General features: G+C 66.1%; 21 protein-coding genes. 8 read left to right on the top strand and 13 right to left on the bottom strand.

Annotated elements, in window-relative coordinates:
* Window positions 1-299: 299 nt before the first annotated feature.
* A complete protein-coding gene (locus ACFWAY_RS35035; RefSeq protein WP_378513774.1) occupies window positions 300-812 on the top strand; it encodes a MarR family winged helix-turn-helix transcriptional regulator in 513 nt (170 codons plus the stop codon).
* A 76-nt stretch (window positions 813-888) separates the two neighbouring features.
* Here ACFWAY_RS35035 and ACFWAY_RS35030 read toward each other — a convergent pair whose 3' ends face one another.
* The 6 genes from ACFWAY_RS35030 to ACFWAY_RS35005 form a co-directional block, all read right to left on the bottom strand.
* Window positions 889-1,815 (bottom strand): MBL fold metallo-hydrolase, encoded by a 927-nt coding sequence (locus tag ACFWAY_RS35030; RefSeq protein WP_378513773.1) that lies wholly within the window; start codon window positions 1,813-1,815, stop codon window positions 889-891.
* Between the two features lie 360 nt (window positions 1,816-2,175).
* Complete coding sequence (locus ACFWAY_RS35025) at window positions 2,176-3,390, bottom strand: MBL fold metallo-hydrolase (protein ID WP_378513772.1); 1,215 nt, start codon at window positions 3,388-3,390, stop codon at window positions 2,176-2,178.
* A 206-nt stretch (window positions 3,391-3,596) separates the two neighbouring features.
* The gene (locus tag ACFWAY_RS35020) at window positions 3,597-5,042 is read right to left on the bottom strand and encodes an aldehyde dehydrogenase family protein (RefSeq protein ID WP_378513771.1); all 1,446 of its coding nucleotides are present in this window, start codon (window positions 5,040-5,042) and stop codon (window positions 3,597-3,599) included.
* Window positions 5,043-5,097: 55 nt separating this feature from the next.
* On the bottom strand, window positions 5,098-6,207 hold the full coding sequence (locus tag ACFWAY_RS35015; protein ID WP_378513770.1) for an NAD(P)-dependent alcohol dehydrogenase: 1,110 nt from the start codon (window positions 6,205-6,207) through the stop codon (window positions 5,098-5,100).
* Window positions 6,208-6,241: 34 nt separating this feature from the next.
* The gene (locus tag ACFWAY_RS35010; protein WP_378513769.1) at window positions 6,242-6,973 is read right to left on the bottom strand and encodes an alpha/beta fold hydrolase; all 732 of its coding nucleotides are present in this window, start codon (window positions 6,971-6,973) and stop codon (window positions 6,242-6,244) included.
* 21 nt (window positions 6,974-6,994) lie between these two features.
* Window positions 6,995-8,347, bottom strand: a complete 1,353-nt coding sequence (locus ACFWAY_RS35005; RefSeq protein WP_378513768.1) for an MFS transporter — start codon at window positions 8,345-8,347, stop codon at window positions 6,995-6,997.
* A gap of 204 nt (window positions 8,348-8,551) precedes the next feature.
* Between ACFWAY_RS35005 and ACFWAY_RS35000 the strand changes: the two genes are divergently transcribed.
* The 7 genes from ACFWAY_RS35000 (at window position 8,552) to ACFWAY_RS34970 (ending at window position 17,644) form a co-directional block, all read left to right on the top strand.
* Window positions 8,552-9,349, top strand: a complete 798-nt coding sequence (locus ACFWAY_RS35000; RefSeq protein ID WP_378513767.1) for a PaaX family transcriptional regulator C-terminal domain-containing protein — start codon at window positions 8,552-8,554, stop codon at window positions 9,347-9,349.
* Window positions 9,350-9,441: 92 nt separating this feature from the next.
* Window positions 9,442-11,148, top strand: coding sequence for an FAD-dependent monooxygenase (locus tag ACFWAY_RS34995; protein ID WP_378513766.1), 1,707 nt, complete (start codon window positions 9,442-9,444; stop codon window positions 11,146-11,148).
* On the top strand, window positions 11,145-13,250 hold the full coding sequence (locus ACFWAY_RS34990) for an acetate--CoA ligase family protein (RefSeq protein WP_378513765.1): 2,106 nt from the start codon (window positions 11,145-11,147) through the stop codon (window positions 13,248-13,250). Before ACFWAY_RS34995 ends, ACFWAY_RS34990 begins: the two co-directional genes overlap by 4 nt.
* Window positions 13,247-14,929, top strand: coding sequence for a (2,3-dihydroxybenzoyl)adenylate synthase (locus tag ACFWAY_RS34985; RefSeq protein WP_378513764.1), 1,683 nt, complete (start codon window positions 13,247-13,249; stop codon window positions 14,927-14,929). Before ACFWAY_RS34990 ends, ACFWAY_RS34985 begins: the two co-directional genes overlap by 4 nt.
* A gap of 69 nt (window positions 14,930-14,998) precedes the next feature.
* On the top strand, window positions 14,999-16,078 hold the full coding sequence (locus ACFWAY_RS34980; RefSeq protein ID WP_378513763.1) for a cupin domain-containing protein: 1,080 nt from the start codon (window positions 14,999-15,001) through the stop codon (window positions 16,076-16,078).
* A 7-nt stretch (window positions 16,079-16,085) separates the two neighbouring features.
* Complete coding sequence (locus tag ACFWAY_RS34975) at window positions 16,086-16,913, top strand: fumarylacetoacetate hydrolase family protein (RefSeq protein ID WP_378513762.1); 828 nt, start codon at window positions 16,086-16,088, stop codon at window positions 16,911-16,913.
* An 11-nt stretch (window positions 16,914-16,924) separates the two neighbouring features.
* Window positions 16,925-17,644, top strand: a complete 720-nt coding sequence (locus ACFWAY_RS34970; protein ID WP_378513761.1) for a maleylpyruvate isomerase family mycothiol-dependent enzyme — start codon at window positions 16,925-16,927, stop codon at window positions 17,642-17,644.
* Window positions 17,645-17,886: 242 nt separating this feature from the next.
* On the opposite strand, the gene ACFWAY_RS34965 is transcribed toward ACFWAY_RS34970, so the two are convergent.
* From ACFWAY_RS34965 to ACFWAY_RS34935, 7 genes are all read right to left on the bottom strand, one after another.
* Entirely contained in the window at window positions 17,887-18,138 is a 252-nt protein-coding gene (locus ACFWAY_RS34965; protein WP_378513776.1) for a WhiB family transcriptional regulator, read from the bottom strand.
* A gap of 348 nt (window positions 18,139-18,486) precedes the next feature.
* A complete protein-coding gene (locus ACFWAY_RS34960) occupies window positions 18,487-19,320 on the bottom strand; it encodes an alpha/beta fold hydrolase (protein ID WP_378513760.1) in 834 nt (277 codons plus the stop codon).
* Window positions 19,321-19,406: 86 nt separating this feature from the next.
* Complete coding sequence (locus ACFWAY_RS34955; protein WP_378513759.1) at window positions 19,407-20,321, bottom strand: catechol 2,3-dioxygenase; 915 nt, start codon at window positions 20,319-20,321, stop codon at window positions 19,407-19,409.
* 14 nt (window positions 20,322-20,335) lie between these two features.
* Window positions 20,336-20,752: a 2Fe-2S iron-sulfur cluster-binding protein gene (locus tag ACFWAY_RS34950; protein WP_378513758.1), complete on the bottom strand. Its 417-nt coding sequence runs from the start codon at window positions 20,750-20,752 to the stop codon at window positions 20,336-20,338.
* Between the two features lie 75 nt (window positions 20,753-20,827).
* Window positions 20,828-21,865 (bottom strand): 4-hydroxy-2-oxovalerate aldolase, encoded by a 1,038-nt coding sequence (gene dmpG, locus ACFWAY_RS34945; protein WP_378513757.1) that lies wholly within the window; start codon window positions 21,863-21,865, stop codon window positions 20,828-20,830.
* Window positions 21,862-22,770, bottom strand: coding sequence for an acetaldehyde dehydrogenase (acetylating) (locus ACFWAY_RS34940; RefSeq protein WP_378513756.1), 909 nt, complete (start codon window positions 22,768-22,770; stop codon window positions 21,862-21,864). Before ACFWAY_RS34940 ends, dmpG begins: the two co-directional genes overlap by 4 nt.
* Window positions 22,767-23,564, bottom strand: coding sequence for a 2-keto-4-pentenoate hydratase (locus ACFWAY_RS34935; RefSeq protein WP_378513755.1), 798 nt, complete (start codon window positions 23,562-23,564; stop codon window positions 22,767-22,769). Before ACFWAY_RS34935 ends, ACFWAY_RS34940 begins: the two co-directional genes overlap by 4 nt.
* Between the last annotated feature and the right edge of the window lie 73 nt (window positions 23,565-23,637).

Raw genomic sequence — 23,637 nt, 5'->3', positions numbered from 1 at the left:
CGGCCTCGAAGAACCATAGGGGGACGGCGTCGACGGGCGACCACCACACCATTTTCAGCCCGGAACGGGCGTCCCACCAGGGACAATTTGGCTAGTTGGTCGTTCCGGGCGATACTGGCGAACTGTCGTTACAGGGCTTTCTTTCGCACACGGAACAGCTGTTGCCTGGTGACGGCGCTGCAACCGACGGCGGAGATGCCGACGACGAGAAACTCCTGCCGCACACATCATGGTTGATGCTTCAAGTAAAGCCTAGTTGATTTAGTTGTCGTGTCAAGTAATAGAGGTAGGCTCCGGGAGTGGAAACGAGATGGTTGAACGCGGATGAACGGGCAACGTGGCTCCGATTGGTCGCCGTCGTCGAACTGCTACCCGGCGTCCTGGACTCGCAATTGCGACGAGACGCAGGCATCACCCACTTCGAGTACTTCGTACTCGCCATGCTGTCCGAGGCAACCGACCACACCCTGCGGATGACCTCGCTGGCCCAACGCACCAGCGCAACGTTGCCCCGACTGTCCCACGTCGTCCGGCGATTGGAGGAGAAAGGATTAGTGGAGCGAAACCCGTGCCCCGAGGATGGCCGGGCGAGCAATGCGCGACTTACGGCGGCAGGATGGGATGAGGTCGTCGCCGCCGCGCCCGGACACGTCCGCACCGTGCGCCGCAACGTCCTCGACCCGTTGACGCCCGCACAGCTGACCCAACTCCGCCGCATCGGTGAAGCATTGTTGACGCAACTCGATCCAGAGGGACGGATGACCGGGCTCTACAACCCCGCGGATACAGCCGGCGATGCGACGGCTCGGTGAAGTGCGATGCGATTCGACCGGAGCAGTCGGAAGTGGTATCAATCAGAGTTCGATGCAGAAAGCTGCGACGCCGGAATCAATTCTTTCGCGCGGCGCCGACGCCGAGTTCCATCAAGTCTTCTCCGACGAATATCTCGCCTGAGAAGTCCCTTCCAGCTTCCAGCCACCGCTCGGGAGGATTGTGCGATGGTGCCAGATGCGTGAGCACGAGCGTTCGCACGCCCGCGCGCTCAGCCACTTTCCCGACGTCCTCGATCGGTGTGTGCGAGTTGACGAGGTGCTCGATCTTCGCTTGCTGCGCTGGGCTGGGCGGATCGGGAAAGAGTCCTTCCACCCACGCAATGTCGATCACCTCATGGACGAGTATGTCCGCGCCCCTCGCAAGCTCGACAAGATTGTCACATGCGTTCGTATCTCCGGACACTACAACCGATCCGTCGGCGGTATCGAAGCGGAAGGCAAAGGCAGGAAACACCGGTGCGTGATCGACCAGCGTGGCACTGACTCGCACCCGTTCGTCCTCGAACACAGGGAACGGTGACATGCGCGGTGCCACATCGATGTTTGGATCGACAGCGACACCAACCGGAAGTTCGATATCGTGAACGGTGATCAGCGAGTGAGGGTCGGGCTTGAGGCTGTCCCGCATATTGTCGTTCAGATCGTTCGCGAACGCCTGGTAGAGGTATTCGGTGGTATCACGCAGTCCCGGAGTCGGATTCGACGCATTCAGAACAGGAGGGTCCGGAGCGTCGGAGTTGCCGAGCGGCACGAGCGAGGGGCGGGCACCCGGGCCGAAGACCTGGACGGGCTGAGCACGGCTCGCCAAACCGTCCGATGACCCGAAGGTAAGGATATTCGGGTAGTCGACGATGTGGTCGGAATGAAGATGGGTAACGAAGGCTGCCTCGAGCCGCTCGAGGCCGTGGAACTCCTCCTGCCTCCCCAGTCCGGCCTGGAGATACCGCCTCGCCCATCCTTCCCCGAAATCGACCAGGTACACCGAGTCCTCCACCACGACAGCGGTAGATATCCCCTTCCGCTCCGAGCCACCCCACCACGTCCGGCCGGCGGCCGTCCCCAGCAACACGAGTCGTGTCCGAAAATCAGCTGCACTGCTCGAGGAACCGGCCGGTCCCGCTGCGGCTACGTCACCATCCTCCGTGCATCCACTGAGAGTAGTGGATGCTACGGCGGCACCGGACATAGCGAGTGCAACCTGGACGAAGGAGCGCCGAGATATTCCGGCGAGAGGACCGGCGTTATCGCACATTGAATTACTTCCAATCGATAAGCGCGTCGGGCCGCGCGAATACATTGCCTCCGAGAGGGCTCAGTGAAACTCGGTTTCCGGCGCTGGTCGTCAGCCCCCGCTTCGGGGCGCGCCCACACCGATCACATCCAGGTCCCGGCCGATGATGAGCTTGCCGTCGAAACCGTCCTTGGCCGCTTCGAAACGGTCGTCCGCGCCGTTCCCTGGGACGATGTGGGAGAGTGCCAACGTCTTCACGTTCGCCTCCTGCGCGACCCGTCCGACGTCTTCGACGAGTGTATGAGCGTTGATCAGGTGTTGGAATATCGATTCCTGCTTCGCGTCCCGAGGTTCAGGGAAGAGCGATTCCGGCCAGGACTTATCGATCACCTCATGGACGAGGACGTCGGCGTTCCTGGCCAACGGCACCAGGTTGGGATTCTTTCCGGTGTCACCCGAGAAGACGATCGAGCCGTCGGGGGTGTCGAAGCGGTACGCCAGGGCTGGGAAGACCGGCGCATGGTTGACGAGTGTTGCGGACACCTTGACGTGATCATCTTCGAAGAAGACGAAGGGATCCATCTCCGGGCAAGGTTGCCCGTTCGGATCGGATAGATACTGCGCGGGGATGGGGACGTCTTTCGCCTCCCACATCTGTTCCGGGCGCGGTTTGGCGTTGTCGAACAGCCTGTCGTTGAAGTCCGCGGCGAAGGCTTGCACCAGCAAGTCGGTCATCTCGCGAGTACCGGGCGTGGGATTTTCCGGGTTGACCGGAGTCGGGGGCGTACCACCGCCGAAGAACGGTGGAACCTGTCCGCGGTTTCCCGGCCCCCAGATAGGGATTCGGTTCACGAACTGGAGACCGTTGTACATTCCCTCACTGAGAATGTTATTGAGGTCGACGATGTGGTCGGAATGGAGGTGAGTAAGGAACACTCCGGCCAGTACATCGAGGGGACCATCGAAATCCGTGTCGTAGTTCCTACCCAGCTTGGCGTTTCGGAGCTGACGCATTACCCCGTGGCCGGCGTCGATGAGATAGAACCGATCGTCGACCACAACTGCGGATGCAATACCTTCACGAGTTCCGCCAGGCCAGTACGGTGGCCCGCCCGATGTGCCGAGGAGAATGAGACGCGTGCGCTGATTGGCATAGGGCTCGGGACCGTAGGGGCGTGCGTCGAGCGCGACGTCGCCACCACCGGTGTCGGGATCGGACGAGCATGCTGCCGCAGTGGCGGTCGCCGCAGCGCCGATCGCCAGGCTGGCAAGAATCCTTCTTCGCGAGATTCCCCTGGATTCGAGGCCTGCAACTATGTCACACAACGAAATCAGCCTTTCTTGTTGCCCATGTGGACGTTGGTGCGCGGTGAGTGCATCGTGGTCCGGAGTTGTCATGCGGGTGCCGGGCTCGGCCCGGTCCCTTCGCGGCCTGTGTGCAGCAGTGGAGCGACCAGGGAACCGGCGGATGCAAGAGTGCCGAGTGTGGCGGTGCGCGTGATGGCGAACGCACCGCCACACTCTTGGGTCGGTTACTTCACGACGCGGATCGCGTGGTCTTCGACGTACTCGCTCATGCCCGCTTCGCCGAACTCGCGTCCGATACCGCTCTGCTTGACGCCGCCGAAAGGCATGCGCAGGTCGAGGGATTCGAATGCGTGCGAGTTGATGAACGTACTGCCGGCCTCGATCTGACGCGCGATGGCAAGTCCCCGATCGATATCGGTCGTCCAGACTGATGAGCCGAGTCCGTATTCGGAGTCGTTCGCCCACTCCACGACCTGGGTTTCGTCGTCGTAGGCGATGAGGGGGATGACGGGGCCGAACTGTTCGCAGCTGCTGATCGGCGCGGAGTGTTCGACGTCGCGAACTACATGCGGGAGAATGTAGTACCCGTCAGCGGCCGAGTCGAGTTTCGTTCCGAGCTGGGTGATGTTCGCGGAGGAGTTCTTCGTCGCTTCGATCAGGTTCGTGACGCTGTCGAATTGTGCCTTGTTGTTGAGGGGTCCGAAGCTGGCGTTTTCGTCCAAGCCGTGTCCGATGGCGTACTGGTCGACTCGTTCGCAGAATGCGTCGGCGAAGGTGCCGTACAGCGAGCGGGGTACGTAGATGCGCTTGACCGCGAAGCAGATCTGCCCGGATCGGGTGAACACACCCTTGAGCATTCGGTCGAGCGCGGCATCGATGTCGACATCGTCGAGGACGACCGCGGGGTCGTTGCCGCCGAGTTCGAGGGTCAGGTTCTTGATCGTGCCTGCGGCCGAGGCCATGACGTGCCGGGCGGTGGCGGTGCCGCCGGTGAAGCCGACCTTGCGCACCAGCGGATGGGAGGTGAGTGCCTGCCCGACGTCGGCGTTTCCGTGGACGACGTTGACCACACCCTCGGGCAGCTTCTGCGCGATGCGCTGCAGGGCCAGGGTCAGCGCGGCGGGCGCGAACGGGGACGGCTTGAGCACGATGGTGTTGCCTGTGGCGAGGGCGGGTGCGAGTTTCATCATGGTCAGTACGACCGGCATGTTCCATGGCACCACTGCCGCGACGACGCCGCGGGGAACCCGTTCGATGCTGATGAAGCTCTGCTCGTCGTCGTACTGGACGGGTGTGAAGAACCCGTCGACGAGGCTGGCGGTGTGCTGGAGCACGCCGGTGCCGAGGGCGAAGTCGGTCTGCGCTTCCCACAGCACGCCGCCGTGCTCGCGGACGAGCAGCGGCGCGAGATCCTCCGCGCAGCCGGCGAGCACGTCTGCGGCGCGGAGCAACAGCTGAGCCCGCTCGGCGGGCGGGACGTTCCTCCACGACGTGAACGCGCGGTGCGCCAGTTCCACCGCCTGGTTCACATCGGCGGGGGTGCCGACGGCGACGCGGGCGACGATGTCGTCGAGGCGGCCCGGGTCACGGACCTCGTCGTAGTTGTCGACGTCGGTCAGGGTGTGGCCGATGAGGTGGCCGATCGAGAGGACATCGTGGGTGGTGGTCATCAGATAGCTCCTTGGCGAGTTGAGGGAAAGGTGGATGTGCTGTGTGGAGGTGTACTCAGAACACGACAACTGGCTTGATCGTCGACCCGTCCGCGGAGTCGGCGAACGCGGTGTTGATGTCGTCGAGGGAGTAGGTGCGGATCAGTGTGTCGAACGGGAACCGGCCCTGCTTCCACAGTTCGACCAATCGGGGGATGAACACCTGCGGCACCGAACTGCCCTGGATGATCGTCTTGAACGTCCACCCCTTGACCAGTGATGCGCCTATCTCGAAGTTCACCTCGGTGCCGGGGGCGGCGGCGCCGACCAGGGCGAGAGTTCCTCGGATCGAGAGCGATTCGGCCGCTTGCCGCAGGACCGCCGGCACCGCGGTGGTGTCGATCGCGTAGTTCACACCGTCGCCGTTGGTGATCTTCTTCAGTTCGTCGACGACATCGCTCGTGCCTGCGTTGACGGTGTGCGTGGCGCCGATCCGGGTGGCGAGTTCGAGCCGGGAGTCGTGCAGGTCGACGGCGACGATGGTGGTGCACCCGGCGACGCGTGCGGCCATGATGGCGGCCGAACCCACGGCGCCGGTGCCGAAGACCACCAGTGACGTTCCGGGTTCGGGCCGTAGGTCGTTGAGGACGGCGCCGGCGCCGGTCTGCAGTCCGCAGCCGAGCGGGGCGAGGGTGGCCAGGGGTGCGTCGCGGTCGACCTTGACGACGCTGGTCTCGACGACGTTGGCGTACGTGGCGAACGAGGATTGGCCGAAGAAGTGCGAGGAGATTGGGGTGCCGTCCGATGACAGCGCGGTCGAGCCGTCGTGACGGTGCCCACCGAAGTCTTCTTCGAACAAGTGCTCGCAGTATGCCATTCGTCCGGATCGGCACTGCCGGCAGTGGCCGCAGTAGGCGGCGGAGAGGACGACGTGATCCCCCACCTCGACGGTGGTGATCTCGTCGCCGATCGCCTCCACGACACCGGCGCCCTCGTGGCCGAGGACGGCGGGGAGGGGAGTGGGGTAGATGCCGTCGCGCACGATGGCGTCGGTGTGGCAGACGCCGGTGGCGGCCATCCGCACCCGCACCTCGTCCGGGCGCAGCGTGTCGAGTTGCAGTTCTTCGATGGTCAGCGGGTCGCCGGTGTTGCGGGCAACGGCCGCGGTGACGGTCGTGGTGGTCATGGACTCTCGTTTCTAAGGATCGGCGTGAATCCGGTCAGCTCGCTGCGGCCTCGGCGAGGGCGGCGGCGAGCGGCTCCGGCTGGGTGAGCTGGGATTCGTGGCTGCCGGGGGTGTAGATCACGGGTGCGTCTGGAAGTCGTTCGGTGAAACGAGGGGCCCAGCCGAATTCCCCGGGCGGGAGGGCGAGGTCGTCCTTGGACAGCACGTAGGTAGAGGGCAGTTGGAGTCGTTCCCACTCGTCGAGGTCGAGGGATTCGTTCATGGTGTGGAACGGTTGGCTTTCGAGCAGTGGGTAGACGATGCGTTGGGTCTCGGGGGATGCGTCCTGCATGAAGGCGGCGCAGAACACTTCGAACGGGAACGTCACCGAGTTGTCTGTGGAGGCAGCCGCGGAGGCGCGGAACATGTCGCCGTAGGCGGGCGGGCACAGATCGATCAGCGACTCTCCCGTCTGGGGCACGAACGCGCTCCAGTAGACCAACCGGGAGATGCGTGTCGCGAGCCGTGCGGAGGCACCGGAGACGGGGAAGCCGCCCCAGCTGTGGCCGACGAGGACGATGTCGGTGAGGTCCCGCTTCTCGACGTAGTCGACCAGGTAGTCGACGGTGTCGGCGAGGTGGATGTCGGCTTTCGCGTCTTCGGTGCCGAGTCCGGGCAGGGTCGGCGCGAACACACGGTGTCCCTGCGCGCGGAGATGTTCGGCCACGGGCCGCCAGGACCAGCCGGCGTGACAAGCGCCGTGGACGAGGACGAAGGTCTTGGACATGATGTCTCCTATCGAGGGGTATCAGAGTTCTTCCGACGACGCCGAGGCCGTGAGCTGCGAGGTGCCGGGAACGGTGCTCGACGGGTGAGGCGTGCTTGCGGCCGATCGGCTGACGAGGGCGACCGCAAGGCAGCCGAGCGCGGCGAAGGCTGCAAATGTGTAGAAATTCCACTCGACGCCGAGCGCGGAGGAGGCGATCCAGCCGCCGAGGATCGGGCCGAAGATGGCGCCGACCCGGCCGAGCCCGAGGGAGAGCCCCAGGGCGGCGGTGCGCTCGTTCTCACCGAAATATGTCGCGACGTAGCCGTTGACGAGAATCTGCGTTCCGACCGTACCGAGCCCGGCGACGGCGACCACGGCCATGGCAGCGGACAGAGGCAGCCCGGTCCCGAGCGTGAGGATGGCCAGCACGGCGAGCAAGAAGGACGTGATCGTCACCGGTTTGCTGCCGAATCGATCCGCGGCCCGCGATGCCAGGAGAGCGCCGACGATGGCCCCGAGGTTGAGCACGAGCAGGAAGCTGAGCGAGCTGCCGAGGGAGTAGCCGGCCTGGCGCATGATGTTCGGCAGCCAGGTGTTGATCCCGTAAACCAGGAGTAGGCCGCAGAACGAGGCGACGACGAGCAGGAGCAGCGGGATCCGCCGAGGTCCGGTCACCAGCGATGTCATGGTGCCCGTCGACGCGGGTCCGGCGGCGGGGGCGGGAACGTCGATGCCGAACTTGTCGGCGAGCGCGCGGGCCTCGTCCGTGCGGCCCTTGCCGACCAGGAACGCGGCGGATTCGGGAAGGTACCGCCAGACGAGGGGCACGATCGTGACCAGTGGCAGTAGGCCGAGGGCGTACATGATCCGGAAGCTGTTCTCCGGGAGCAAGGCCAGCGCGGCGAGGGCGGCGAGCATGCCGCCGACGGAGTAGCCGCTGTACATCAGCGCGTTGTTGAACTGCCGGCGCGCGGGCGGGGAGTATTCGACGGTCAGTGCGATGACGGTGGGGACGACACCGCCGAGGCCGAGACCGCCGAGGAATCGCAGCAGGCCGAACACCTCGGGATTGGGGGCGAGCGCAGTCAGGCCCATGAGCACCGAGAACGAGATCAGTGAACCGAGGATGATGGCCCGTGCGCCGATCCGCGAGGCCAGCCATCCCGACAACAGGGCGCCGAGCAGCATCCCGACGAGCGCGTAGCTTCCGATCGCACCGATCTGGCCGGCGGTGAGCTGCCAGGGTTCGTAGGCGAGGAGCGACGGCACGGTGGCGCCGTAGACGACCAGGTCGTAGCCGTCGTAGACGATGATGACGAAGCAGAGCGCGACGATCGAGGCGCTCGAACGCCGGGTGGAACCGGCGCGGGTGGCCGAGGTCAGGGGGGTCACCTGTTTCCTCCGTTGTGGGTGGGTGTCTGGAGGTGATGGGGGTCCGACACACTTGCGTGACGTCGGTCGGTTCGTGGTCGGTGGGACGACCGCGAGAAGGCTATGTGAGCACAGTCACTATGTGACATAATTGCCTCTTAAGTCAATACCAATGACACATATTGCTGGTCGAGTGGATCGATCGCGGGCGAAGGGATGGCAGACATGCGACCACGGGCACTCGTGTTCGATCTGTACGGCGAGTACTTCCGCTACACCGGCGGGGCCGCCAAGCTGGGGGCCCTGACCGAGCTGATGGGCGTGTTCGACGTCGAACCGGCCACCGTGCGGATGGTGATGACCCGGCTGCGCAAGGACGGGTGGTTCGACTCGGCGAAGAATGGCCGCGAGGTGTCTTATCTGCTCAACGACAAGAGCTGGCACCTGCTCGACGACGGCCGTGCCCGCATCTTCGAGCGGCACTTCGACGAGTGGGACCGCACCTGGACGCAGGCGCTCGTCGACGAGTCCGACCTGAGCCGCGAGCGGCGCAAACGCATCGAAACGGCACTGACGTGGTGGGGGTTCGGGCTTCACGGCGGCACCGCCTGGTTCTCGCCGCACGATCGCGAGAAGCAGCTGCGCGAAATGCTCTCGGGTGACGACGAACTGCACATCCAGTTCCTGCGCAGTCAGACTGTGGGGCTTCCGGTCGACCGGCTCATCGCGGAGCGTTGCTGGGACCTGCGTGAGCTCGGTGCCGACTATCAGGGCTTCATCGAGGAGTTCCAGCCCCGGCTGGCGCGCTACCGCCGGGGCCTGGGCGGACGTGAGGCCCTTGCCGAACGGATGCATCTGATTCAGGAGTACCGGAAGTATCCGTTCCGCGACCCCGACCTGCCGGAATCGCTGCTGCCGCCGGGTTGGCGCGGGCGAGTTGCTCACGAGGTGTTCACCGAGTGCCACGACACCCTTCGTGCAGGTGCGGAGGGTTTCGTCGCCCAGATTTCGGAAAACATGTAACAACAGCATTGACTAATCGACGAAAACTGTCACATAATTGGATGAGAGTTCGCCCGAGAGCCGGGCCACAGTCACACGAGGGGCCGACATCGATGTCCATCCCAGATCAGAATTCGTCGCCTCAGGCGGCACCGTTGCGCGTCGCCTGCATCGGCGGGGGCCCGGGCGGATTGTTCTCCGCGATCGCACTGGCGCAGACCGTGCCGGGCTCGACGATCGACGTCTTCGAGCGCAACAGTGAGTCGGACGTCTTCGGGTTCGGGGTCGTGTTCTCCGACGCAACGCTCGACAACGTCGACCGGGTCGACCCGGTGCTGCGCGACACCCTCGCCGAGCACGGCCGGCACTGGGACACCATCGAGGTCCGCAGCAAGGACGTGACCACCTCCGCAGGGGGCAACGGGATGTCCGCCGTGCACCGGCGGATCCTGCTCGGAGCGCTGCGCGAGCGCGCCGCCGAATTGGGTGCGCGACTGCACTACTCGACGTCGGTGAACGTCGATGCTCTCGACGCCGCCGGCGACTACGACGTGATCGTTGCCGCGGACGGCACGAATTCCGCCGCTCGACAGCGGTTCCTGGACGACCTGGGGCACTCGGTCGACGAGGCTGCGGTGAAGTTCATCTGGTTCGGCACGACCTTCCAGTTCGACGGACTGACCTTCCTGCACAAGCAGTCCGAGCACGGCAATTTCGCCGTGCACGCCTACCCGATCGGCTCCGACCTGAGCACATTCATCGTCGAAACCGACGAGGCCACCTGGCGCCGCGCGGGCCTGGACGGCTTCGACATGTCCGCACCTCCCGGCGAGTCGGACCTGGTGACCCAGCGCTACCTCGAGGAACTGTTCGCCGATCAGATCGACGGTCACCCGCTGGTGGCCAACAACTCCCGATGGGCGAACTTCCGTACCCGCCGCACCCAGTGCTGGCACACCCGCGCAGCGCAGGGCACCCCCGTCGTGTTTCTCGGCGACGCCGTGCACACCGCGCATTTCTCGGTCGGCTCGGGAACCAAGATGGCCATGGAAGATGCTGCCGTCCTCGCCCAGACCGTCGCCGATCATCGCGGTGACCTCGATACCGCTCTGGCCGCGTTCGAGGACATCCGGCGCCCGCAGGTCGCGAAGATCCAGGACTCGGCGATGCCGAGCCTGTCCTGGTGGGACCACTTCGGGGAGTACTACCGCGCCCTGGAGCCGTGGCAGTTCGGGTTCCATTTCTTCAGCCGCGCCATCTCCGCGGAGAAGATGCGCGTGCGCGACCCCCGGTTCGTCTCCGACGCCGAGCGCGCCTGGAATACCCAGCACGGTGCCACGCCCCTGGATACCCCGCTGACCATCGGGACCGTCACGCTCGGGTCCCGGCTGCTGCAGATCATCGAATTCTCCAACGATTCACTGTATTTCAGCGACGGCACGACGTCGGTGGTCGCCGCAACATCCACCGGCGAACCGGACGTGGCGGCGATCTTCACCGCACCGGACGCAGACCGGACCTCGCTCGACGTCGTCACCCGCACCGAACTCGATGAGCTGTGTGCGCGGAAACCGGTTGCTGTCGCGGTCCGCGGAGGCACTGCCCTCTCCCGGGTGTTGTGCGCCGAACACATCCGCTTCACCCATCACATCCCGGTGATCGTCGTCGACCAGCCCACGTCTCTGCGCGCTCGGCGCGCTGTCGACGAACGGGACTGCGCCGCAACGTTGATCCTGTCCGGTCGCGCCGACGCCGTCGCCTTCGAACCTTCCCCCGACACGCGCCCGCGTGTCCTCACCTCCGCCGAGGTCGCGAAATGACATTGACACAGATTCCCGCGCCGACGAACACACGACTGAACCGACTGTTCGCCCCGAAGTCGATCGCCGTCGTCGGAGCATCCGCCTCCCCTGGAAAGCTGGGGTCGGTGATGCTCGACGCGATCAATCGTGGCAGCGACGGCACCGTGACCGCCTACGGGATCAACCCCAAGGGCTCGGGTGACGGATTCCACGTGTCGCTGGCCGCCGCCACCGAATCGCACGGCGCGCCGATCGACCTGGCCGTGCTCTGCATTCCAGCCGCGGCCACCCCAGCCGCGCTGCGTGAGGCCGCGGACTGCGGCGTCGGCGCCGCGCTGATCTGCTCCGGCGGATTCGCCGAGGCCGGCCCCGACGGTATCGCGCTGCAGAATCAGCTCGCCGACATCACTGCCGAGACCGGGATCCGGTTGCTCGGCCCCAACACCTCCGGCTTCTTCCGCCCGGGAAACACCACCGTGAGCTTCGTGCCGACGGTCGAACACATCAACCGCGGCACCGTCGCGGTCGTCGCGGCCAGCGGCGGCATGAACCACGCCCTGTCGTTCCTGCTCTCCGAGCAGGGAGTCGGCGTGGGTCTCGGGGTCGGGCTGGGCAACAGCGTCGACGTGACCAGCGTCGACGTACTCGAGTACCTGCGCGAGGACCCGACCGTCACCGCCATCGCGCTGCACGTCGAATCGGTCGACGACGGCCAGGCCCTCCTCGCCGCGGTACGCAAGGTCACTGCCGAGAAGCCGATCGTGGCGATCGTCGTCGGGCGCAGCGACGTCTCCGCCTTCTCCGAATCGCACACCGGCGCCCTCGCGACGTCGTGGAAGACGACCCGCGCCCTGCTCAGGGAGGCCGGCGCTGTGGTCGTCGACTCCGAGCGGCAACTCGTCGACGCACTCGCCGTGCTCAGCCGCACCCGACTGCCCGCGTCCCCGACCCCTGGCATCGGCCTGGTCACCGCCCAGGCCGGCCCCGGTCTGATGATCCTCGACGAATTGCTCGCCCAGGACGTGCAGGTACCCACCCTCGCCGAGTCGACCCAAGCGGGGTTGTCGGAACTGCTGCCGCCGTTGACGTTCCAGGCCAATCCCGTCGACACCGGTCGCCCCGGCGCCACCTTCGGCAACGTATTGGCGACCACAGCGGCCGACCCCGGTATCGACGCCCTCGCGGTCTACGCGCTGGCCGAACCCGACGCCATCGATCTCGCCGCCGCCGTCCGCGAATCCGGAGTACACACCGACGTGCCCGTCGTCCTCGGAATCGGCGGCCCCGGAGAGGCTGTCGGCAAGACGTCTTCGGCGGCCGCGGAGATCGGCGTCCCGGTGCTGCCGAGCCCGACCGCCCTCGCCACCGGTGTCAGTGCGCTGGTGCACGACGCGCGGAGTCGCTACCTGCGCGCCGCTGACCCCCGGCCGACCGCTATCGTCACGGCCCCGGCACTTTCGCTGCCCGCCGACGAGGCGGCCGCCAAGGACCTCCTCGATGCCCTCGGAATCGCCACACCGCCAAGGCGCGTCTGCACCGTGCGCGCCGCCGCACGCCAGGCCCTCACCGAACTCACGCTCCCGGTCGCGGTGAAGATCCTCGACGCCGCGGTCGTGCACAAGACGGAGATCGGTGGTGTCCACCTGGGCATCCGCACCCCGGCCGAACTCGACGCCGCGCTCGACGCACTCGACGCCATCGACGCACCTGCGTACTTGGTCGAGAGCATGGCCACCTCCGGGGTGGACCTGTTCCTCGGCGCCCGCCGCGATCCGGTGTTCGGACCCATCGTCGTCGCCGGTCTCGGTGGCACGGCGGCAGAAGCGATCGGCGACGTCGCCATCCGCAGCTCCACCCTCACGCGGGCTGCGGCCGCCGCCATGCTCGACGACCTGCAGTGCGCGCCGTTGCTCGACGGTTGGCGCGGCGGCCCCGTCCTGAACCGCGACGAGTTCGCCCACCTCGCCGTCACCGTCGCCGGCTACCTGGCCGCCCATCCCGAGATCAGCGATATCGAGATCAACCCGCTGCGCCTGACACCGACCGGGCTGACGGCCCTGGACGCGGTCATCCTCCCGGCACCGAACCGGCCCACCGCACTCGAAGGAGAGCTGCAATGAGCACCCGCACCCCGCTGTCCATCGAGGGTGTCGTGCCCTGGCCCGACGATGTCGCCGAGCGCTACCGCAAGGCCGGCTACTGGCAGGGAGTGTCGATCGGCTCCCACATCGCCGAGCAGGTCGGGCTCCGACCCGACGACGTGGCCCTCGTCGACGGCAGCATCCGCCTGACCTACCGGCAACTGTGGGACAAGGCCGCCTCCTGCGCGCAGTACCTGTTCGATCTGTCGATCGCCCCCGGTGACCGGATCGTGCTGCAACTGCCCAACAGCTGGGAGTTCGTCGCCCTCACCCTCGCGTGCTTCCGGGTCGGGGTCGTCCCCGTGATGGCGCTGCCCGCGCACCGTAGGCACGAACTGACGCACCTGGCGTCGCTGTCCGAGGCCACCGCGATCGTCGTCGCCGATATCGACCGCGACACCGACCTCCGCCAGATCGCCCAGCAGGTCGCCGCCGAGGTCCCCAGCATCCGGGCCGTGCTCGTTCACGGCGAACTCTCGAACGACGCGACGCCGCACGCACCCGAGCGCACGCTGGCCGCCGGCATGGACATCCCCGTGCGGTTCACCGACGCCGAATACGAACCGACCGGTTCCGACGTGGCCTGCCTACTCCTGTCCGGTGGGACGACCGGACTGCCCAAGCTGATTGTCCGCACCCACGACGACTACGTCTACAACGTCCTCCGGTGCAACGATGTCACCGAATTCGACTCGGACACCGTCTATCTCGGGACCTTGCCGAGCAGTCATAACTTCCCGCTGGCGTGTCCGGGAATTCTCGGTGCGCTGTTCGCCGGTGGCCGCACCGTGATGCTGCCGTCGCCGGCCCCCGAGCGGGCCCTGCGCACCATCGACGCCGAGGGCGTCACCGTCGCCACCGTCGTTCCCGCTGTCGCCCAGACGTGGATCGAGCATCAACGTGAGCACCACACCATGACCGGCACCACGCTGCGGGTGCTGCAGGTGGGCGGATCACGGATGCCGGACGAACTCGCCGCCCGCGTCGAACCCGTCCTCGGTGCCCGCCTGCAGCAGGTGTTCGGTATGGCCGAGGGTCTGATCAACATGACGCGTCTCGCCGACGACCCGGAGATCATCACCAATACCCAGGGCCGACCGGTCAGTGAGGCCGACGAAATCGTCGTCGTCGACGAGATCGGCGAACCGGTGCCGGACGGGACCCCGGGCGCTCTGCTCACCCGCGGCCCTTACACGCCGCGCGGCTACTTCCGGGCACCCGAACACAATGCGAAGGCGTTCACCGCGGACGGGTGGTACGCCAGCGGCGACATCGTCGTCCGCCGCCCCGACGGAAACCTGGTGGTCGCCGGCCGCGACAAGGACATGATCAACCGCGGTGGGGAGAAGATTTCCGCCGAGGAAGTCGAGAACTTCGCCTACCAGATCGACGGTGTCGAGATGGCCGCCGCCGTCGCCATGCCCGACCCCAAGCTCGGGGAAAAGCTGTGCCTGTATGTCACTCTCGCGCCCGGTCACGCGCTCACCCTCGGCGACGTCGTCGCCATCATGAACGAGGCCGGCGTCGCCCGATTCAAACTCCCCGAGCGGCTCGTCATCGTCGATCAGATGCCCACCACCAAGGTCGGGAAGATCGACAAGAAGGCCATGCGCGAAGACATTCGCCAACGCCTCGCGCAGGAACACGCCGCGTCGTAAGACTTCCGAGGATCGGCGACGTGTTTGGCGCCGTCGCCGATCCTCGGTCTCCAAGTGAAGGAGCCACTCATGCAGACCCCCGACCCCTCGCTCGACGACGCTCCGGAGCTGAAACAGCTCTACCATGATTTCGAGGCCGAGCACCTGAATCCGTTGTGGACCCAGCTCGGTGATCTGATGCCGATGACGCCGACGTCGCGGGCGGTGCCGTTCGTGTGGAAGTGGTCGACGCTGTATCCGCTGGCGCGGCGGGCCGGGGACCTGGTGCCGGTCGGCCGGGGTGGGGAGCGGCGGGCGATCGCCCTGGCCAACCCCGGGCTGGGTGGGGTGCCGTATGTGACGCCGACGCTGTGGGCGGCCATCCAGTATCTGGGCCCGAAGGAGGTGGCCCCCGAGCACCGGCACGCGCAGAACGCCTTCCGGTTCGTCGTCGAGGGGGAGGGGGTGTGGACGGTCGTCAACGGGGATCCGGTGGCGATGCGGCGCGGCGACTTTCTGCTGACCCCGGGCTGGCATTTCCACGGTCACCACAACGAAACCGATCAGCCGATGGCCTGGATCGACGGCCTGGACATCCCGTTCGTGCACTACACCGACACCGGGTTCTTCGAATTTGGGTCCGAGAACGTCACCGACGACTCCACCCCGGATGTCTCCCGGTCGGAACGGTTGTGGGCGCATCCGGGGCTGCGACCGCTGGTCGGGTTGGACGCGAAAACCAGTTCGCCGATCGCCGCGTACCGGTGGGAGCACACCGACGCCGCGCTGCGCGAGCAACTGCAACTCGAGGACGAGGGGTATGCGGCGACCACCGAACCCGGTCACGCGGCGGTCCGCTACACCAACCCGACCACCGGCGGCGACGTGATGCCCACCATCCGGGCCGAGTTCCACCGCCTCCGCGCCGGTGCCCGCACCCGGCCCCGCCGCGACGTCGGGTCCACCGTCTATCAGGTGTTCGAGGGGTCCGGCCGGTTCTTTCTCGGCGGTCAGACCCGTGAGGTCGGCAAGGGCGACATGATCGTCGTCCCGTCCTGGACGGAGTGGTCGATCGAGGCCGGCACCGAGTTCGACCTGTTCGCGTTCTCCGACGCCCCCATCGTCGAGCGCCTGCACTTTGATCGCACGTACATTTCCGAAGGAGCCTGAAAATCTCATGAAGCTTGCCACCCTGCGCCACAACGGTGCCACCGTCGCCGTCCGCGTCGACTCCGACACCACCGCCACCGTCATCGACGGGTATGCGGACCTGTCCGCGCTGTTGAACAACCCGGACTGGAGGGCGGTCGCGGAGGACGCGTCCGGAGCCGCCGTCGATCTCGCGGGCGCGGATTACGCCCCAGTGGTCCCGAACCCGGGGAAGATCATCTGCGTCGGCCTGAACTACGCCAACCACATTCAGGAGATGGGCCGGGATCTGCCCGAGTACCCGACCTTGTTCTCCAAGTTCAAGGAGGCCCTGACCGGCCCGTACGACGACGTGGTCGTCCCGTCGTATGCCGCCGCGCAGTTGGATTGGGAGGGGGAGTTGGCGTTCGTCGTCGGCACGCAGGCGTACCAGGTGCCGGAGGCGGACGCCGAGCAGTACATTGCCGGGTATTCGGTGATGAACGATTACACGATGCGCGATTACCAGTACCGGACGCTGCAGTGGGATCAGGGCAAGACGTTCGAGAAGACCAGCGGTTTCGGGCCGTTCCTGACGACCACCGACTCGTACACGTTCGGCGGCACCCTGGAGACCACACTCGAGGGGCAGGTGGTGCAGTCCACCACCACCGACGATCTGGTGTTCACCCCGGCCAAGTTGGTGGAGTACATCTCGCACATCGTGACGTTGCAGCCCGGTGACGTGGTGATCACCGGCACCCCGGGCGGGGTGGGGCACGCCCGCAAGCCCGGTCTCTACATTCAGGACGGGCAGACCGTCGAGGTCACCATCGAGGGCCTGGGCACCGTCCGCAACAAGACGATCATCAAGTAAGGGCGCGCCCTGTGGGTTTTCACGATCTTCCCCTGGCCGAGCGGTTGCTGATCGCCCGCCGCGGCACCGCCTTCTTCGCGCAGCGCCTGGCCGAGCTGTCCGACACCGACCTCGACGGGGAGACCCTCCTGTCCGGGTGGTCGCGGCGACACCTGGTCGCGCACGTCGGATACAACGCGGCGGCTCTGTGCCGGCTGCTGGACTGGGCCGCCACCGGCGTCGAGACCCCGATGTACTCCTCGGCCGAGCAGCGGGGCCGCGAAATCGACGAAGGTGCCACGCTCAGCCCGGCGGCGCTGCGGAACCTGTTCGATCACACCGTGGCCCGGCTCGACGAGAAGTGGCGTAACCTGCCCGCCTCGGCGTGGGACGCGCAGGTCCGCACCGCGCAGGGCCGCACCGTGCCGGTGTCGGAGACGGCGTGGATGCGCACCCGGGAAGTCTGGATCCATGCCGTCGACCTCGGCAACGGCGGCCGATTCGGCGACTTCCCCGACGTCGTCCTCGAGTCGCTGCTCACCGACATCGTCGAGATGTGGCGGCGCAGGGACCTCGGCACCGGCCTGATACTGGCTGTGGACGGGCGTGAACCGGTTGCGGTGCGGCCGGATTCACCGCCTGCCGACAAGGTGTCCGGGCCCCTCGCCGCGGTGGTGCGGTGGGCCGCCGGACGCGGCACCGTCGGCGTAGGAATCGAGGGGTATCTGCAAGAGCCACCGCGCTGGTTGTAAGTGGACCATTGCCAGAGCTGATCCTGCGCAACGGGGAGCGACTGTCGGGCTATTACCCGGCGCCGGTGCCGCTTCGGGTGATACTCGTACTCGTCACGGGTCAGAGTCCGATCCCGGTGACGACACTGCCGATCACCGGGGCGTTCTCCTGCGTATAGATCCCCACCGGTGGGGCAAATGTGCCCGGTCTGACGCATGATGGCCGCGCGTCGGCGCCGTCGCGGAAGGTCCGTCCGCTTCGTTCAGCCCCTACTCCGCTCAGTGTCTACAACGTCATGCACCGCAACAGTGTCTTTCCGCTCGCGCTCCGAGAGCCCTCCCCACACCCCGATGAACTCGCCGTGGCGTGCGGCGTATTGGCGGCATTCGCCCAGGACCTGGCAGTTGGCGCATATTCGTTTCGCGGCGGCTACTCGCCGCACTCGGGCACCGGTAGATTCTCCGTCTGGCGGAAAGAACAGATGTTCAACGGTAGGACGGCAATGGGCATGCACCCGCCAGGCCAGGCCGCTGAACCAGCAGTGGTCAGGGTCGCCGTCCGGTCTGTCATGTGGTCCACTATCGGTTCTTTGTGCGCGGGAGGGCGACGTCGTCACTGCTCGCCGTGTCCCCTCGCATGCGGCCGATCGATTCGCTGACGCGATGGTGACGGATGAACTCCACCCGGGACGGTGGACCGCCGCCGGGACCGTCCGAACCAGCGAATTTGGTGGATTTCCAGTCTGTCGGCTCGTTCCACTCACGCGCTCCTACTCGAAGATGTTGTGCTGCAGAACATTGCGCGCTGACGGTGTGCTCACTCGACGAGTGAGCACACCTCTGGGTGGTGTTCCGCCCGCCCTTTATTCGGAGAGGAACTCGGCTACGAGTTTGCTGAACCGGGCCGAATGTTCGATTTGCACCCAGTGGCCGCAGCGCCCGAATACGTGCAGTTGCGAGTTCGTGATGAGTTCGAGCAGACGAAGCGAGTTCGAGAGGGGAATGACCTGGTCGTCGCGGCCGTGCACGATGAGGGTTTCGTGCGCCAAGCCGGCGATCAAGGTTTCATCGACCGCCATCTCGTCGACACCCTGCTGCCGCGGGGCCGGGAACATCGCGCTGAATGCTTCCTGCACACCGGGGCGGGTTGCGGCAGCGAGTCGGAGTTCGGCGAGTTCGTCGTTGACCAGTGAGCGGTCGTAGGCAAAGACGTCGAGCAACTTGCGCATGGCCGGTAGCGAGGGTTCGAAGCCCCAGACTGCGTCGAGTCCGTCGGTGATCTCGAAGGGCACCCCGACACTTCCCATCAGCACCAGGCGGTCGACACGTTCGGGATGTCGGGTTGCGATGTTGAGTGCGAGTGAGCCGCCGAAACTGTTACCGACGATGGAGACTTTGTCGAGCCCGAGGGCGTCGAGGAAACCGATGAGGTGGTCGGTCCACGTGGCGGAGTTGTATTCGACTCCGTCAGGGCGTTCGGTATATCCGAATCCGAGGATGTCGGGGGCGATGACCCGGAAGTTCTCGGCGAGAACCGGGATCGTTGTCCGCCAGTTCGCCCACGCCGTGACACCGGGTCCTGATCCGTGGATCAGCACAACCGGTGCGCCCTCGCCCTGGTCGTGGTAGTTCGTCGCGATTCCGTTGACCACGATGGTCTCGGCGATTTCTGGGCTGTGTTCGACTGAGGTCGTCATGGTGGTTTCCTTGAGGAGAATGGTCGGGTGGAGGGAGTAGGGGCGGGCTCGACGCCCACGGTGTCGAGAGTGCCGCCGGGAACGGGTCAGGTGACGACGGTGAGGAAGTCCTGGTCGAGTTCGCGGTGGGTGAAGTTGATGCCGCGGGCGGCCTGGTCCATGGTCCAGGTGATGGTGCGGAAGTCCTTGCCGGTCCGGTATCCCCCGGAGAAGATCTCGTTGCGGTTGCCCGCCGGGTCGAAGAAGTAGATCGTTTCCCCACGCGTGATGCCGTGCCGGGCGGGTCCGAAGTCGATCGGTACGTCGTGCATCGAGAAGATGTCTCCGGCGTGGAGGAGGGCCGACCAATCGGCAATGTGGTACGCGAAGTGGTGCAGTTTGCCGTTCTCGCCCTGCACGAAGGCGATGTCGTGGGGTTGGTCGCCGCAGAACATCCAGGACGCCACGAGTTCGGTGTTGTCCTCGCCGCCTACCAGTCGTTCCGCCGCCCGGAAGTCGAGCACCTCGGAGAAGAAACGCTCGAGGAGCACCGGGTCTTCGGTGGTGATCAGCGTGTGATCGAGGCGGGGTACCCCGATGCCGCGGATTCCGTCGCGCGGCCACGGGTCCGGGTTCCACAATCCGGTGGCGGTGCCCACGTATTCGATGTCGCTGTAGAGCTCCAAGATGTGTTCGGACGGCAGCGTGATCCGCAAGCCGTCGCCGACGGATTGGTTGTCGCCTTTGCTCATTCGCTCATAGGAGGCGCCGAACGCGCGGACGCGTTGCTCGATGTCGGCGAGCGACGCTTCGTCGGAGACTTTGTAGCCGAGTTTGACCAATCCGACGCCGCCCTCGGTGAGGACGACCGAGTGGTGATCGGCCTCGTCCCAGGACTTGAGGTAGACGGTGCCGTCCTCTTCGTGGACGGCGTCCATGCCGAGGGTCTCGATGTAGTGCTTCTTGGATTCGGCTAGATCGGTCACATTGATGTGGACGTAGCCCAGTCGCATTACGGACATGATGGGTACCTTTCCTAGTGTTTCGTCGAGCTGGTGATCGTGTTCTCGCGCCGCCGGGTCCCGACGAGTCCGGCCAGGACGTTCTCGAGGCGGTCCCGCGGCCCGAGTTCGAAGATCACGTCGGACTTCGGAGTTGCTCTGCACGGCAGGAACTTCTGTGTATCGGGTGCGGTGTCGTTGTCGGCGCCGTCGACGACGGGCGCACTGACCTGGGCGACGTAGGTGATCTGCCCTTCGAGCAACGTCGCCCGGCAGGCTCCGCATCCGCCGCGCCGGCACTTGTATCGAGTGCGGTAGCCCTGGCGGCGCAGGGCGTCGACGATGGTTTCGTGTGCTCGAACGCCGATGCGGAGCTGGTTCGGAAGGACAGTGACGACATGGTCGGCGTCGAGGTTCATGGCGCCGCTGTCGCCACCGTGGGAATTGTTCACTGGGCCCTCCTGAACTAGTTCCGTGCTGGTAGTTGCCGCGCCGCGCCGTCCGGTGTCAGGGGCGGTCGGTGGGGATCATCGGGTGGCGGCGGGGACGGCACGGCTGCGTTCTGCCGCGATCGTCAGCGCCACGTCGATGATCATGTCTTCCTGGCCGCCGACGTATCCGGCTTCGCCGACGCGGGCGAGGATTTCGTGTGCGGGAACCCCGTATCGGCTGGCCGCGGCTTCGGCGTGGAACAGGAACGAGTTGTATACCCCGTATTTGCCTTGGATGATCGAATTACGGTCGGCCACTGGAAGTCTGGGTATGAACGGCCTCGCGACGTCCTCGGCGACCGCGAGGATCGCGTCGGTGTCGACGCCGGTCGGCACACCGAGCCGCTCGAAGGCGGTCACCAGTATTTCCGTCGGCGAGTTTCCGGCACCGGCACCGAGCGCGCACAGTGTTCCGTCGATCTGCCGGGCACCGGCGTGGTACCCGGCGAGGGAGTTGGCGATTCCGAGTGACAGATTCTGGTGGGCGTGCACCCCGACCTGGGCGTCGTCCCCGAGTTCGGTCACCAGCGCCGCCACACGATCGGCGATACCGTCCGGCAGTAGCGCGCCGGCGGAGTCGACGACGTAGACGCACTGGCATCCCGCGTCGGCCATGATGCGTCCCTGCTGGGCAAGGTTCTCCGGTGTGGTGCGGTGCGAGAGCATGAGGAAGCCGACGGTTTCCATGCCGAGATCGCGGGCCGCGCCGAAGTGCTGAATGGATACGTCGGCTTCGGTGCAGTGCGTGGCGATGCGGGCGACCGAAGCGCCGGCATCGCGGGCGGCGCGTAGGTCGGCGACGGTCCCGAGTCCGGGCAGCAGCAGGACGGCGATGCGCGCCCGGACCGCGGTCTCGGCGGCGGTCCGGATCAGGGAGAGTTCGTCGGTTCCGCTGAAGCCGTAGTTGAAGGTCGATCCGGACAGGCCGTCACCGTGGGTGACTTCGATGATCTCGATGCCGGCCGCATCGAGCCCGGCGACGACGTCACGGACCTGCGTGGTGGTGAACTGATGTTTGACGGCGTGGCTGCCGTCGCGCAACGTGGTGTCGGTGAGGCGGACGGGTGCGTTCATCGGATGGCGACCTTTTCGGAGGTGTGGCGTGCGGCGGCGACGAGTTCTCCCACGCGCACCGCTGCGGCGGTCATGATGTCGAGGTTGCCGGCCCAGTCGGGCAGGTAGTCACCGTTGCCGCGCACTTCGAGGAAAGCAGCGACCCGGGCGTGGCCCTGCCACTCGGGGCGGGGATCATCGAACTGGGGATCGGCCTTGAGTTGGTAGCCGGGGACGTATTGCTGCACGTCGGCGACCATCCGGTGGATCGAGTCGGTGATGGCGTGCCGGTCGGCGTCGGGGGAGATGGCGCAGAACACGGTGTCGCGCATGATCATCGGCGGCTCGACCGGGTTGAGGATGATGATCGCCTTGCCGCGCTGCGCGCCGCCGACGGTTTCGATGGCGTGTGAGGTGGTTTCGGTGAATTCGTCGATGTTCGCGCGGGTGCCCGGCCCGGCGGATCTCGAGGAGATCGACGCGACGATCTCGGCGTAGGGCACGTCGGTGATTCGTGAGACGGCGTGCACGATGGGGATGGTGGCCTGGCCGCCGCAGGTGATCATGTTGAGGTTTCTCGCCTCGAGGTTCGCGCCGAGGTTGACCGCCGGGCACAGGAACGGGCCGACGGCTGCGGGAGTGAGGTCGATCGCGGTGATGCCGGCTTCGGTATAGCGGGGAGCGTTGGCCAGGTGCGCGGCGGCGGAGGTGGCTTCGAAGACCAGGTGGGGGCGGTCGGGTTGGTCGAGTAACCAGTCGATGCCGCCGGCGCTGGCCTCGACACCGAGGCTTCGGGCGCGGGTCAGGCCGTCCGAGGCGGGGTCGACCCCGATCATGTATCGCACGTCGATTCCGGTGGTGCGCTGTAGTTTGACGAGCAGGTCGGTGCCGATGTTTCCTGGGCCGACGATGGCTGCGATGGTCATGCGGTCTCCTGGGGGGCGAAAGATGCGGTGACGGAGCCGATTCCGTCGAAGGTGGCGGTGACGGCCTGGCCCGGGGTGACCGTTACCGCGGCGGTGAGGGATCCGGGCATGATCACCGATCCCGCGTCGAGGGTGATGCCGAGTGGTCCCACCGTGTTCGCGAGCCACACCAGTGCGTTGATCGGTGACCCGAGAACGGCGCCGCCGGCGCCGGTTCCGACTACCTCGCCGCCCTGGTGCACGACGCATCCGGTCAGCCGCAGGTCGCATCGGTCGAGGTACGCGGGGGTGGATCCGAGGACGACACCCGCGGACGAGGCGTTGTCGGCGATCGTGTCGGCGAGGGTGATCTTCCAGTCCGCGATGCGCGAATCGATGATCTCCAGCGCCGGGAGGACGTAGTCGATGGCACTGATCGCGTCGGCGACGCTGACCCCGGGGCCGGTCAGAGGTCGTTTGAGAACGAACGCGATTTCTGGTTCGACCTTCGGGCTGATGAAGGTGCTGGTGTCGATCGGAAGGGTCTCGAGGTGGAACATGTCCGCGAACAAGTGGCCGTAGTCGGGTTGATCGACACCGAGCTGGCGTTGCATCACCGTCGAGGTCAGGCCGACCTTGTGGCCGCGGATCACCCGTCCCTCGGCGGTCCACTGTGCAACCTGCCGAAGCTGGATGTCATAGGCCGCTGCGACGGTCAACCCGGGATACGTTTCCGTCAGCGGTGGGATGGGACTGCGGTCACCGTGGGCCGCGATCAGCGACTTCGCGGCCTGCGACAGATCCTCGTCGGTCATGTGAGCACCTCGTTCAGTGTTCGTGTTGGGCGCGGTGGGTGTGCCCGATGCGGTGTAGGAGGGTGGTGGGCCT

It is taken from the genome of Rhodococcus sp. NPDC059968, assembly GCF_042738615.1.
Taxonomy (GTDB): Bacteria; Actinomycetota; Actinomycetes; order Mycobacteriales; family Mycobacteriaceae; genus Rhodococcus_F.
Note: the sequence above shows the minus strand (reverse complement) of the source record. Positions and strands in the feature narration are given on the sequence as shown.

Coding starts and splice junctions, on each gene's coding strand:
- ACFWAY_RS34935 (WP_378513755.1), bottom strand. CDS start 23,564: ATGACCGACGAGGATCTGTCGCAGGCCGCGAAGTCGCTGATCGCGGCC.
- ACFWAY_RS34955 (WP_378513759.1), bottom strand. CDS start 20,321: ATGTCCGTAATGCGACTGGGCTACGTCCACATCAATGTGACCGATCTA.
- ACFWAY_RS34960 (WP_378513760.1), bottom strand. CDS start 19,320: ATGACGACCTCAGTCGAACACAGCCCAGAAATCGCCGAGACCATCGTG.
- ACFWAY_RS34995 (WP_378513766.1), top strand. CDS start 9,442: ATGTCCATCCCAGATCAGAATTCGTCGCCTCAGGCGGCACCGTTGCGC.
- ACFWAY_RS35020 (WP_378513771.1), bottom strand. CDS start 5,042: ATGACCACCACCCACGATGTCCTCTCGATCGGCCACCTCATCGGCCAC.
- ACFWAY_RS34940 (WP_378513756.1), bottom strand. CDS start 22,770: ATGACCATCGCAGCCATCGTCGGCCCAGGAAACATCGGCACCGACCTG.
- ACFWAY_RS34980 (WP_378513763.1), top strand. CDS start 14,999: ATGCAGACCCCCGACCCCTCGCTCGACGACGCTCCGGAGCTGAAACAG.
- dmpG (WP_378513757.1), bottom strand. CDS start 21,865: ATGAACGCACCCGTCCGCCTCACCGACACCACGTTGCGCGACGGCAGC.
- ACFWAY_RS35000 (WP_378513767.1), top strand. CDS start 8,552: ATGCGACCACGGGCACTCGTGTTCGATCTGTACGGCGAGTACTTCCGC.
- ACFWAY_RS34975 (WP_378513762.1), top strand. CDS start 16,086: ATGAAGCTTGCCACCCTGCGCCACAACGGTGCCACCGTCGCCGTCCGC.
- ACFWAY_RS35010 (WP_378513769.1), bottom strand. CDS start 6,973: ATGTCCAAGACCTTCGTCCTCGTCCACGGCGCTTGTCACGCCGGCTGG.
- ACFWAY_RS35015 (WP_378513770.1), bottom strand. CDS start 6,207: ATGACCACCACGACCGTCACCGCGGCCGTTGCCCGCAACACCGGCGAC.
- ACFWAY_RS34985 (WP_378513764.1), top strand. CDS start 13,247: ATGAGCACCCGCACCCCGCTGTCCATCGAGGGTGTCGTGCCCTGGCCC.
- ACFWAY_RS34990 (WP_378513765.1), top strand. CDS start 11,145: ATGACATTGACACAGATTCCCGCGCCGACGAACACACGACTGAACCGA.